12 protein-coding genes are annotated in these 12,697 nt (G+C 45.9%); 9 read left to right on the forward strand and 3 right to left on the reverse strand.

The window, feature by feature from the left end; all coding sequences use genetic code 11:
- Positions 1 to 166: 166 nt before the first annotated feature.
- The 9 genes from OWQ48_03345 (at position 167) to OWQ48_03385 (ending at position 8,240) form a co-directional block, all read left to right on the forward strand.
- Positions 167 to 1,711: a sodium-dependent transporter gene (locus OWQ48_03345; protein MCY0868249.1), complete on the forward strand. Its 1,545-nt coding sequence runs from the start codon at positions 167 to 169 to the stop codon at positions 1,709 to 1,711.
- Positions 1,712 to 1,872: 161 nt separating this feature from the next.
- Positions 1,873 to 2,568, forward strand: coding sequence for an alpha-glucosidase (locus OWQ48_03350; protein ID MCY0868250.1), 696 nt, complete (start codon positions 1,873 to 1,875; stop codon positions 2,566 to 2,568).
- 89 nt (positions 2,569 to 2,657) lie between these two features.
- Entirely contained in the window at positions 2,658 to 3,215 is a 558-nt protein-coding gene (locus tag OWQ48_03355) for a 2-oxoacid:acceptor oxidoreductase family protein (GenBank protein ID MCY0868251.1), read from the forward strand.
- Positions 3,216 to 3,218: 3 nt separating this feature from the next.
- Positions 3,219 to 3,497: a 4Fe-4S binding protein gene (locus OWQ48_03360; protein MCY0868252.1), complete on the forward strand. Its 279-nt coding sequence runs from the start codon at positions 3,219 to 3,221 to the stop codon at positions 3,495 to 3,497.
- A gap of 4 nt (positions 3,498 to 3,501) precedes the next feature.
- Positions 3,502 to 4,761 carry a pyruvate ferredoxin oxidoreductase gene (gene porA / locus OWQ48_03365; GenBank protein ID MCY0868253.1) on the forward strand — a complete coding sequence of 420 codons (1,260 nt, stop codon included), beginning with the start codon at positions 3,502 to 3,504 and terminating at the stop codon, positions 4,759 to 4,761.
- A gap of 2 nt (positions 4,762 to 4,763) precedes the next feature.
- Complete coding sequence (locus OWQ48_03370) at positions 4,764 to 5,822, forward strand: thiamine pyrophosphate-dependent enzyme (GenBank protein ID MCY0868254.1); 1,059 nt, start codon at positions 4,764 to 4,766, stop codon at positions 5,820 to 5,822.
- The gene (locus tag OWQ48_03375; protein ID MCY0868255.1) at positions 5,809 to 6,321 is read left to right on the forward strand and encodes a hydrogenase maturation protease; all 513 of its coding nucleotides are present in this window, start codon (positions 5,809 to 5,811) and stop codon (positions 6,319 to 6,321) included. The genes OWQ48_03370 and OWQ48_03375 overlap by 14 nt, the downstream gene beginning before the upstream one ends.
- A 97-nt stretch (positions 6,322 to 6,418) precedes the next feature.
- Positions 6,419 to 7,087 carry a hypothetical protein gene (locus tag OWQ48_03380; protein MCY0868256.1) on the forward strand — a complete coding sequence of 223 codons (669 nt, stop codon included), beginning with the start codon at positions 6,419 to 6,421 and terminating at the stop codon, positions 7,085 to 7,087.
- Positions 7,088 to 7,139: 52 nt separating this feature from the next.
- Positions 7,140 to 8,240 carry a M42 family metallopeptidase gene (locus OWQ48_03385; protein ID MCY0868257.1) on the forward strand — a complete coding sequence of 367 codons (1,101 nt, stop codon included), beginning with the start codon at positions 7,140 to 7,142 and terminating at the stop codon, positions 8,238 to 8,240.
- A gap of 7 nt (positions 8,241 to 8,247) precedes the next feature.
- On the opposite strand, the gene OWQ48_03390 is transcribed toward OWQ48_03385, so the two are convergent.
- The 3 genes from OWQ48_03390 to OWQ48_03400 form a co-directional block, all read right to left on the reverse strand.
- Positions 8,248 to 10,401, reverse strand: a complete 2,154-nt coding sequence (locus tag OWQ48_03390; protein ID MCY0868258.1) for an alpha-amylase family glycosyl hydrolase — start codon at positions 10,399 to 10,401, stop codon at positions 8,248 to 8,250.
- 95 nt (positions 10,402 to 10,496) lie between these two features.
- Positions 10,497 to 10,775, reverse strand: coding sequence for a MoaD family protein (locus tag OWQ48_03395; protein ID MCY0868259.1), 279 nt, complete (start codon positions 10,773 to 10,775; stop codon positions 10,497 to 10,499).
- Positions 10,776 to 10,817: 42 nt separating this feature from the next.
- Positions 10,818 to 12,668, reverse strand: coding sequence for an aldehyde ferredoxin oxidoreductase family protein (locus tag OWQ48_03400; protein MCY0868260.1), 1,851 nt, complete (start codon positions 12,666 to 12,668; stop codon positions 10,818 to 10,820).
- Positions 12,669 to 12,697: the final 29 nt, after the last annotated feature.

Consider the following 12,697-nt stretch of genomic DNA (forward strand, 5'->3'; position numbering starts at 1 on the left):
CTAACACTTGTAGAATACCTCTTCGACATCTCCTAGCAATCAGCTTAATGTACTCTAGTTAACAATTTACCCGGTTTACGACTGCTGAATAGGCTTAAATCGAAGGATTACACGCAGAAAATACATATATACCTGGTCATAGTATTACAATCAGTGGGAAGGGTACATGAGTGCAGAGAGGGAGACGTGGGCTACTAGAGTAGGATTGATATTATCAATGGCTGGGAATGCTATTGGATTAGGGAACTTCTGGCGGTTCCCGAGACTTATGGCTGCAAATGGTGGAGGAGCATTCATGATACCATACTTTGTTGCACTGTTACTAGTTGGCCTTCCATTAAACTGGGTTGAATGGGTTACCGGCAGGTACGGCGGTAAATACGGGCATGGCACGTTAGGCCCTATGTTCTACTTAATGGCTAGAGAAACATTGAAGCCGAGAAGAGCTATAATCTTCGGTATAATAGGAGGAATGCTAGCATTCGCTGTGACAACACTATTAAACTCCTACTACATTCACGCGATAGGGTGGACGACCGCCTACACTATCTACAGTGCCACCGGTGCATACTACGGGGTTGATACAGTAGCATTCTTCGAGAGTCATATCAACAATATAGGCATGGTTCTAGCTACATGGGCTATACCAATGATACTATTATTTATAGCTGCATATAGAGGTGTTGCAAAAGGCATTGAGCTCTTCAATCTCATTATGATGCCACTACTATTCATCTTCGGTGTGATCCTAGCTGCGAGATCCATAACTCTCGGCGCGCCAATAAAACCCGAGTGGAGTACGTGGGCTGGGCTCTGGTATGCTTGGAAACCAGACTTCGACTACCTTGCAAAGAACTTCTGGAGTGTTACACTTGCTGCAACCGGCCAGATATTCTTCACTCTAAGTCTTGGAATGGGTATAATACAGAATTATGCTTCATACATTAAGAAAGGCGAGGATATAGCATTAGGCGTAATGACAATGACATCGCTGAACGAGTTCGCTGAGGTAGTCCTCGGAGGCTCGATCGCAGTACCACTAGCCTACGCGTACCTCGGTCCAGAAGTAGTTAAAGCTGGCTCTCTTGGGCTAGCATTCATGGCTCTACCAAACATATTCGTGGCCATGGGAAGTATTGGCAGGTTCTTCGGAGTCCTATGGTTCCTCCTACTATTCTTCGCAGGGTGGACTTCAGCGATAGCAATGTACAACTATCTTGTAGCAATGTTCGAGGAGGAGCTAGGTATTAAAAGAAAGATAGGTTCAGTAATAGTATTCATATTGTACTTCCTGCTAGGATTACCAATAGCACTAGACCCATCACTTACATACTTCGATGAACTCGACTTCTGGGTCGGCTCATTCGTGCTAATAGTACTAGGATTATTTGATGTAATAGTAGGAGTATGGCTCTTTAAACCAAGCAACCTGTGGAGAGAACTACACGATGGTGCATTAGTGAGAGTTCCAGAGGTGTTCAAGTGGATACTAATAGCGATAACACCAATATATATCGTCATACTCCTAGTAGGATCTATGGTTGACTACTACTTGAGGGGACGTTTTGCAGTAGCTGACCCACGGATAATAGGAGCTAGAATTGCCGTGATAATAATGTTCATTATTGGAGCTATTGAAACCTACTACGCTCTCAAAAAGAAGTATGCTAAGGAGCTAGCTGAGAACAGAAAGATAATTATTGTCGAGTAGAGGTGATGCAAATGGAGCTTTCAGCACTAATCTTCCTACTAGTCAGCTGGCTATCTATTATTATATGGACGGCATGGTGCATCTGGAAGCACCTCGAGAGCAAGAAGAAACCCTCCAAATAGTTTTTCCCCGCATCTTCCTTAAATTTTCGGGGTGGTTTCTTGGAGAGTATTAAATTACTAAGGGATACTGTTAGCTTGATGAGGATGATTGCAGCTAATCGAAAGCTAGGTAATGTTAAATTGAAGGCTAAAATAGAAGAGGCTGCTTCAGTCCTTGAATCCATGCTAGGAGAGATAAGCGTTGATAACGTAGAGTTAGCGAGATTAATTAACTCTAAGGCTAGAGAAGTCTACTTTAAGATGGAGAAGAATGGATTAACGAGTGATGTAGTTAACGAGATTAATAGGCTTGTTAAATGGTGCAGGATGGCTCCATACGATTTTACAGATAGAATCAAATATGTTAGGAGAGGTTATAGATCCTACCTCTACGGCATGATAATATTCTTCATAGTAGCTGGCACCTACACTCAAGCCTATGCAATTTCAGCATTAATTCTAGCGCTTCCCACAGTCTTAGCGATGATGTTTACAAGGAGAAGACTAGCTACAGGCTTAATGCTCGCTTTCTCCACGATACCCTTACCTCTAGCTATTTTCTCATGGACTGCCCACTACTCTATCTACGCTCTAATTAATTCTGGAGAAGCCTTGTCTCTAGCAGGAGAGCTTGGACTACCAGTAGGCCTCATCTACATGATACTCCTCCTATACCTTACTGGAAGCATTAGCGGCATGATACTGCTATCAGCAGCTGTATACTACCTCTACAGGAATAGATACGCTTTCATCTAGCAGCTCTCCCAGTTAACTCTAATCGTGTAGGATTACGTTTATTAATGGCGTTCACTGTAGCAGGTATAGTGAAGCCTGGTGGATTGGAAATGCATGTGGAGATCCGCTGGCACGGGAGAGGTGGTCAGGGGGCCTGGACAGCCAGCAACTTGATTGCTATGGCTGCAGCACTAGAGGGACTCTACGTGCAAAGCTTCCCTGCATTCGGTGCTGAAAGGTCTGGTGCTCCAATGCTAGCCTTCACGAGGATAAGCGACCAGCCGATTGAGTATCACAGCATGATATACGAGCCTGACGTGGTAGTGGTACTCGACCACACGCTACTCTACCCTGATGTAAAGCAGGGGTTGAAGAAGGGTGGCGCGGTAGTAACCAACTACCTGGGTAATAAGGACATGGTGCTTAAGAGGCTTGGAGTTGAGAGAGGAGAGTACAAGATTATTGCTATCCCTGCGTCAAAGCTGGCTCTCGAGATACTTAGAGCTAACATAACTAATACCGCCATGATCGGAGGGCTCCTCAAGCTCGGAGATATTATTAAATGGGAGAGCGTGGAGAAGGCTGTAAGATTAAGGTTTAAGGGTTCTATCGCAGAGAAGAACATAGAGCTGATAAGAAAAGCTTACGAGGAGGCTGTGGAGGTGTAGCATGTGAGTGAGCCTAGAGGCTGGAGAAGTCTTCCAATGGGTGGCGTTGCATACAGGCTCTCCACGGATGTTAAAACAGGCGACTGGCGTGCACTGAGACCAGTGGTAGACCACGATAAGTGCATTAAGTGCATGCTATGCTGGCTCTACTGCCCCGACATGGCTATAGTATGGGATGGCGAGAAGATCCAGGTTAACCTGGACTACTGTAAGGGATGCGGGATATGTGCTCACGAATGCCCTGTTAAAGCTATAAGCATGGTTCCCGAGTTCGAGGTGTAAGCCTATGGTGAAAGCTGTCTCTAAGCCTAGAATACCACTTGAGAAGCAGACTTTAATGCTTGTTAACGGTGATGAAGCCGTAGCATATGCAGTTAAGCAGAGCCATGTAGATGTTGTTGCAGCATACCCTATAACACCGCAGACCATAATAGTTGAGAAGTACTCGGAGTTCGTGTTCGATGGGCTAGTTCACACGGAGTTCATACCAGTAGAGTCCGAGCACTCAGCTATGAGCGCGTGCGTGGGTGCAGCAGCCGCTGGAGCAAGAGCCTTCACAGCAACCTCCTCGCAGGGATTAGCCTTAATGGTTGAAATAGTATACATTGCCTCAGCAATGAGGCTACCAATAGTTATGGCTGTAGTTAACAGGGCTCTCTCAGCACCAATAAACATCCACAACGACCATAGTGACGCATACCTTATGAGGGATTCAGGCTGGATACAGCTGTTCGTGGAGAACGTGCAGGAAGCTTACGATACAACAATACAAGCCTTCAAGATAGCAGAGGATCCAAGCGTTCAGCTACCAGTAGCCGTGAACCTCGATGGATTCTTCCTAAGCCACACCCTAGAGAAGATATACATGCTACCCGATGAAGACGTCTACAACTATCTCGGCGGCCCCAGAAAGCTCGTTAAAGTCAAAGTAGACTACTTCGATGAAGAAGTACCCCTCGCTCTAAACCCTGCAAGACCGCTAACATTCGGATCCCTAGACCTCTACGACTACTACTTCGAGCACAAGGTTCAACAGGTTGAAGCAATGAAAGCAGTACCAGAAGTCGTCAGAAGAGTAAACGATGAGTGGTTCGAGCTAACTGGCAGGAGGTATGGTGACGGCATTCTTGAAACATACGGCATGGAGGACGCTGATATAGCAGTAGTAGTAATGGGTAGTACAGCAGGAACTGTGAGAAGCGTAGTGAGAAGCCTCAGAGAGAAGGGGGAGAAGGTAGGATTAGTTAAGGTTAGAATGTTCAGGCCATTCCCCCACAACGAGATAGCTGAGGTGTTATCAGGCGCTAAGATAGTTGCTGTGATGGATAAAGCTGCTACTCCAGGAAACTTCAGCGCGCTATACGAGGATGTAGCTGCAAGCCTCTACGATTTAAGTGAAAGACCAATGCTAGTCAACTACATCTACGGGCTCGGCGGGAGGGATACACCACCATCACTAATCTACAAGATGATTGAGGAGGTTAAGAGGGATCTCGAGGCGAAACGTATTGAAAGAAAGATAAGGTATCTGGGGGTGAGGGAGTAGCCATGACCGTTAGAACTCTACCTGAATTCCCTGTTAAGAAAGGAGAGCCAGCCTACAAGCTATGGATATTCGAGCCGGGATGGAAGGGTGAGCTACCACTAGTATTCAATTTAAGGCAGATGGCTGAGCAGAAGAGGCCTGCACTACTCCCAGGACACAGATTATGTGCTGGATGTGCTGCACCACTAGTAGTAAAATTAGCGAGCTTCGCCTTCAGAGGACCGACAATAGTTGTTAATGCAACCGGGTGCCTAGAGGTATCATCAACAGTATTCCCCTACACTAGCTGGGCTGTCCCATGGATACACGTAGCTTTCGAGAACTCTGCTGCAGTAGCTGGAGGCATCGAGGCAGCAATTAAAGCCTTGAAGAAAACTGGGAGGCTTCCATACGATCATGTAGATGTTGTAGTATTCGCTGGCGACGGAGGTACCTTCGACATAGGCTTCCAGGCTCTCAGCGGGATGGCTGAGAGAGGCCATGACGTGCTATACATACTCTACGATAATGAAGCATACATGAATACTGGCATCCAGAGGTCTGGTGGAACCCCTAGGTTCGCAGCAACCACGACATCCCCCGCAGGTGAAGTCATACCAGGTAAACCTGAGCAGAAGAAGCCTATAGCCGAGATAATGGTTGCCCACAGAATACCCTACGTAGCTACCACTACACCAGCCCACTGGATGGATTTAATGAAGAAGGTGAGGAAAGGCCTTGAAGTAAACGGGCCAGCATTCATACACGCATTAAGCGATTGTGACCGAGGGTGGAGGCATGAAACCGATATATCTGTGGAGGTTATGAGGAGAGCCGTTGATACATGCTACTTCCCTCTATGGGAGTGGACGCCTCAGCAGGGATACATGTTAACAGATAGAAGCCTCGCTATAGCTAGGAATCCAGCGTTAAAGCAGCCCATAGAGAAGTACATTGAAGTTCAGGGTAGATTCAGGCACTTATTGAAGCCGGAGAACAAGGAGCTCTTAAAGCAGTTCCAGGAGTATGTTGACGCTGTATGGGAGGATCTGTTAAGGAGAGCCGCTAATGCACCTAAATGAATTTTTTCATCAAAACGTAGACCTCGCTTCAATTCTACGCAGGCTTCTCGAAGGCTCTACGCTAATTATTGGTTTAGGCTCGCCTCTCCGAATGGATGATCAAGCCGGCCTTCTACTCTGCGACGAGCTTACATCAAGAGGCGTTGAGTGCGTTAAATGCGAGTATGGTCTTGAGAACTGTTTAAGTGAAATGAAAGGAGCGAGAAGAATAATAATAGTTGACGCTGTTCTCTACGAGGATGCAAAGCCTGGTGAGATAGTTATTGTAGGCGAGGATGCCTTACTTGAAAAGTACTCGCTGGCTACAACCCACAGCATCCCCTTGAAGACACTGTTAAAGCTTATGCACGAGTCAGGCATTGAGGAGATATATATTATAGGAATAGTACCGCAGAGCCTCGACTATGGTCTCGAGGTATCTGAAGTAGTACGCGAGAGCGTAAGAAGGCTAGTAGCAGCTTTCATTGAAGCCATTAAAACACAGGGAGACCACATCTAAGCGTTCACTAAGCCTCTAGTATACTAAGCCTAGAGTACCAGGTTTAATTACAGAGATAAGGATAGTCTTAGCAAGTGTTGACAAGTGAGGGTTAGACTTGAAGGGTCATATAAGTGTGAGTAGAAGGATTCTAGCTAAATGCAGAAATCTCTATCAGTGTATATGGGTTGAAACAGCCCTAGTGAGGCCACTAGACTCCACGACACTCTACTGTTTCGACTGCTTCTTCCACAAGTACTCCACTAATGCTAGAGTAGAAGACAGGCTTCTCCTATCATTTAATTCTAAAAGCAGTACCAGAGAAGTCAGCCTAGGAGTCTCAGAAGGCTTTAGAAGTGTAAGCGCTGAGAAATGCGATAAGAAGAGTATTGAAGCCTATCTATCCGGTATACATGAGCTAGCAGTAGAGAAAATAGAGGATTTAACAGCTAAGCATAAGACTAGCCCAAGCAGGCTTTCATTTAAAGCCATGCTACTCGGCCTGATACTACCAAGGCAACGTGAGACACTACAGGAGGAAGGCAAGTACTGGGGAAATCTAGCTAAGTACAGGATACTTCTTGAACTCATAAGTCTACTAGGCTACAGGAATGGAGTTTTAAGCGCTGAGGTTGACTCAGCATTCATCCTCTACGGATTCCGTCTAGATAGGAGAGAGGTGGTGGCTCTTATAGGTGATAATATAGTGGAGCTAGCAAACTATGCTAGAATCCTCGATTTGAAGAAGCTAGCGAACGATTTATTCCCGGATAGAAGTGTAACGTAATCACTGCATTTATTTACTGCCTGGAGTATTCAGTAGTATCCTGGTGAAAAACGTGAGCTGGAGAAGCGAGTACCTTGAACTAGTTAGAAGGCTTACAAGCATTCATGGACCGAGCGGGAGAGAGGATTCTGTTAGAGACCTAGTAGTAGAGTTAATGAAGCCTCATGTAGACAAGCTCTGGATAGATGTCTGGGGTAATGTAGTAGGCTATAGGAGAGGGAGAAGTGATTCCGGGAGGATCATGCTGGCAGCCCACATGGATGAGATAGGATTATTTGTATCCCATATAGAGGATGACGGCTTCCTCAGAGTCGTACCTATAGGTGGAGTCCTCGAGAGAACACTACTGTACCAGAGAGTTGTCGTGAAGACAAGGGATGGGAGAACATGGAGGGGTGTTATAGGCTTAAAGCCTCCCCACATCGTGAAACCCGAGGAAGCCCAGAAGATACCAGAGATTAGAGAGTTATTCGTAGATGTCGGTGCTTCATCGAAAGAGGAAGTAGAGAAGATGGGTATAAGGGTTGGAGACACCGTAGTCTTCGACAGAGAAGTTGCAGAGTTAAGTGGCGACAGGATCACCGGCAAGGCGTTTGATGATAGAGTTGGGGTAGCAGTCATGCTGAAAGCCCTCGAGATGCTTGAGACACCAGGAGTCGACGCCTACTTTGTCGCTACAGTTCAAGAAGAGGTTGGATTAAAGGGCGCCAGGGTATCCTCGTATGGTATTTCACCTGATGTAGCGTTAGCAATAGATGTAACCATAGCCAGCGATGTCCCAGGGGTCTCGAAGAGCGAGTGGTTCACTCGACTTGGATACGGGCCGGCGATAAAGATAGCTGATGGAAGAAATGCTACTGGACTCATATCCCACCCCAAGGTCGTGGAGTTCCTGGTGAATATAGCTGAGAGGAGAAAGATACCATATCAGCTTGAAGTAATCTCAGGAGGTACAACTGATGCATCTATAATAGCATTGAATAAAGAGGGGGTTGCTGCAAGCACGATCTCTATTCCAGCCAGATACATTCATAGTCCAGTCGAAGTAGTAGACTTAAAAGACCTGTACAATGCATCCCAGCTTGCAAAAGCATTCATAGAGGAGGTTACACCAGAATGGATTAAGAGTGTTAAAGGAGTAGTAATAAAGTAGTAAGGGATTAACCGCTATCTCTACCCAGCAGCAGAAAACCATATCTTCCCAGCTCTACATTCAACTCATCCTCTACATCTATAGTTTCACCTGTGAGCAGATTAGTGAAGCGGCCTTTCACCCCTTCAATTCTCACAGTCTTCTTTTCCTCCGAGAGATTAGCGATCAAGTATACTTCCTCATTCTTAAACCACCTCCTAACGAGGATGACATCATCATTGATTACTAGAGCCTTGTAGAAACCATGCCTTAGCGGCTTCCACGCTTTATAAATTGCGATCATTCTTCTAACGAAGCTGTATACTTCTATCACCCATTTATCTCTAGCCCATTCCATGGGTCTCCTGTTATCCGGGTCTCTACCCCCCTCCATCCCTATCTCGTCACCATAGTAGACTGCAGGAGAACCAGGAAGCGTGAAGAGTAGAGCGTAGAGTAATTTAATCTTTCCTATATCACCTTTTACGTAGCTCATTATCCTTGGCGTGTCATGTGTTCCAAGGGTGTGATAGAGCGATATGGATTTATAGTGTGGTAGCTCTCCATACTCTACGGCGAGAGCCTCCAGCATTTTAGTGGTAGGTAGGTTTTCATCTATGATTTTCTCTAGGAGTATTTTCCTCCAGTAGTAATCCATGGAGGAGTCAAAGTATTCAGCGTAGTAGACTGGGTAGTCGTTTAACTCGCCGAGTAGCAGGAATTCTCTGTAGATGCTTTTAATTTTCTCGTAGTATAGTTTAAGCCATGCATGGTATATCCCCATTGCAACATCAATACGGAATCCATCGACTCCTCTCTCAACCCAGAATCGTGTTATATTAGTGAAGTATTCGAGTACCTCAGGGTTCTCGTGGTTTAACTTAGGCATATGCCATAAGTTGAAGAAGGACTCGTAGAAGGGGCTTGAATACTTCTCTCTCAGTTCCCTCAGCAGCTCCCCGAGGACACGGTAATCCATGGTTCTACAGGCCTCCTTCAATAGCCTTGATACTCGGTGGAGATCCTCTCTTGAAGGTGTATCCCTGAAGAGATACCATGACCATGAAGCTGAACCCGGCCCTTCTTCTAGTGCTTTAATGAACATAGGGAAGCATACTCCAGTGTGGTGTAGTGTTATATCCAGGACAACCTTAATGTTCCTCTCGTGGAGTCTTCTAACAAGTTCATCGAAGTCGTTGATTGTGCCGAGATATCTATCTATACTAGTGAAGTCGCTGATATCGTAGCGGTGGTACGAGCCTGCCTGGAAGATGGGTGTTAAATATAAGGCTTCTACGCCCAGGTCAGCTATATGATCTACTCTACGGATTATACCTTGGAGATCCCCTCCATAGTAGCCATGCTCTCTTGGAGCTGTACGCGTGATCCTCGTAGGTGGATCGTTCCCGGGATCCCCGTTGTCGAAGCTATCGGGGAATATCTGATAGTATACTGTCCCCATGTACCACTCTAAACGGTCTGCTCCCGGTATACTTCTTGAGTGAACTATGATGGGGCTTGTATTATAGCCTACTCCCTCATCACCATAATAGTATTCTTCGCCGTGAAATCTCACGAGAAATCTATAACTGTATACATTATTCTCGATGAATGGTAGATGATACTCGTATATAATGGTATCCTCGAAAGCATAGCTCGTAGCAGCTTTAAACTCCTCGCCTCTCCAAGCTACGAGCCTGGGCTCCTCGATCAATCTAGGTGTTCTAATTCTAACTACGAGTGTATCAAGGAATCTATGTAGAAATGCTTCATCCCCCTCATCGTGGACTACTTCCTCGAGAGGATTATCTGATGGCTTAACAATAGATTTAGAGAGCTTGAATACCCCATGCCAGTCGTAGAAGGGTCTTACTTCGATGATCTCGTTGTTCTCCGGGTCAGGGATTATATCCCTTCCCTCAATGGAGTAGCCGTAAGGGTATACACCGGGCCATAGCTTTAAGATTATTCTACCACGAGAGCCTTCTCTGCTTAACCTTAAGTGTCCTGGAAACCATCCAGAGAATACTCCGATAAGGTATACTCTTCTGGCTTCACGTGGCCACGGTAGGCTGTACTCGACGAGATACTTGCCTAAGCGGCCTCTACCTATGGTACTACGCCCTAGTATCTTGTACAATTCATCTACACCTGTAAACCCAGGTATAAGCCTAACTACCATAACTATTTAAGCTTCACTTAAACTATTTAAGCTTCACTTACCGCGCGTAGAAATAGTATTAGAGTTCTCCATGGAGAAGGATTTCATCAGGCTCTTCAACTACCTCCTGCTGCTGGAGGAAATATAGCTATAGTATCCCCGTCGTTTAGCTTAAGATCTTTAATGAATTGTATATGTCTTCCGTTAACTAGGATCAACCTGTCGCTTCGATAGCTATCGCCTGAAAAGACTTCGCTGAGAAAGTCTCTACCGAGAATCATGCTAGCTTTATGGATTGCCTCCTTGAAATCCCCTTTCTCTAATTCTACTTCAAGTTGGCTTACACCATACTTCTCTCTTAGCGTCGCAAACAACAATATTTTAACTTTAATCAAGGACCTCCCCTGGTTGAGAATGACTTATAAAAAGATTTAAGTTTAAAGTTCTATGCCCAGCTCTCTCAGCTTCTCTTTTGTTGGAACCCCGTTTACCCAGCCTCTCAGCTCATAGTACTCTTTTAGCATAACGTCTAGTTCAACCACGTGGCCTTTAGCAGGGCCTTCAGGCATGGGTTCTCTTAGCAGCCTGGGGGGTAGTATATCATCCTTAGCTGAGAAGCCATAAAGCGACATGATGTATCTCTCCAGGTTGTATATTCTCTCACCAATTGTTAAGACATCCTTCGATGTGAAGTTGAATCCAGCTATAGTGTTGAAGAGTCTAGCGTAGTCTTCAGCGTTAATCTCAAATGTCGTGAAGAGGCAGTTGACAGCCGAGTTAACAACAGCTGTGAGATCCTGGAATAACTTAGCTAGCCTAGCTTTCCCTGCAGGTGTAAGCGGGTCAGTTTTCTCCGGTATCCCGAGGACCTCTGATGACACAGTGTAACCTGTGACGTGGCATCCACCTCTATTCGCTGTAGCATAGGTTAATCCAATGCCCTTAATCGCTCTTGGATCGTATGCTGGCATCTCTAATCCTTTAACGCTCATGCTTAACTCTGGTGCACCGTACATTTCGGCAAGCCTCTTGCTACCTAGTGCTAGCTTGGCTCCAAAACCACTCTTATAGGCTGTTCTCCACACGGCTTCTACTAGTGCTGCTGGGTTGCCGAATCTTAGATCCATGCCTTCCAAGTCTTCTTCAGGTATCAGCCCCTTCTCGTAGAGCTCCATGGCGGTTGCAATCGTAGAACCCATGCTTATAGTATCTAAGCCTAGTTCATCGCAGAGGTGGTTGGCTTTAATAATAGCCTCTAAGTCTACTACTCCTGTATCATTCCCTAGAGCCCATATCGATTCGTATTCAGGTCCCTCAGTGTAGAGTATCTGGTAAGGCCCGAATTTAACACTGGAGACTCTCCCACAACCTATCTGGCACCCCCAGCACGGCCTACGCTTTATAAGATACTTGGCAGCCAGTGTTTCACCACTAATCTTATCGGCTTCAGGATTATAGCCGCTCTGCCAGTTCTTGAATGGTAACCCGCCAACCTGGTTTATTATATTAACTAAGACAGCGGTACCATACTTGGGTAGGGCTTCACCTGTCACAGGATTCTTCCGCAGCCTCTCGATTAGCTCAATAGAGAGCTTCTTGTACTCCTCTGGTTCAGCTACAGCTGGCTGCTGGCTTCCCGCTACTACAATCGCTTTAAGCTTCTTAGATCCCATTACAGCTCCAAGACCTGTTCTTCCAGCTGCTCTATGCTCGTCGTTAATTATTGATGCTATAAGAACCTGGTTCTCTCCAGCGGGACCTATACACGCAACACTGGTATTCTTGTGGCCTATTCTCCTTGTGAGTATGCGTGTTGTATCAAACGTATTTAACCCCCATAGGTCGCCGGCATTCTTGATGTCTACATGTCCTTCCACTATCTCAATGTAAACGGGTCTCTCAGCCTGCCCCTCAATAAAGATCATATCATATCCAGCAAACTTCAGGTAGGGGCCGAACTCACCACCGCTGTTAGCACTGCCCACCGAGCCTGTGAGAGGGCTTCTTAACGCCATAACATGGTATCTCCCAGGTGCTGGAGCCCCCGCAATGCCTGTTATAGGCCCAGTTGTAAAGGCTAATACGTTTTCAGGGCCCAGGGGGTCAATATCGCGTGGTGCAATACCTTTACTCATATACTCCTTCAGGTACTTCTTGTAGAATACGTGTAGCGCGTAGCCTTTTCCTCCAATATACTTCCTAGCTGCTTCCTCATCAATAGATTCCACGCGTATCCTCTCATCAGTTAAATTAACGTAGAGGATTCTACCAGTATATCCTCCCTTCAAGAGGCACACCACTTCAATGTGATCGGTAG

Source organism: Desulfurococcus sp., from assembly GCA_026626905.1.
GTDB lineage: Archaea > Thermoproteota > Thermoprotei_A > Sulfolobales > Desulfurococcaceae > Desulfurococcus.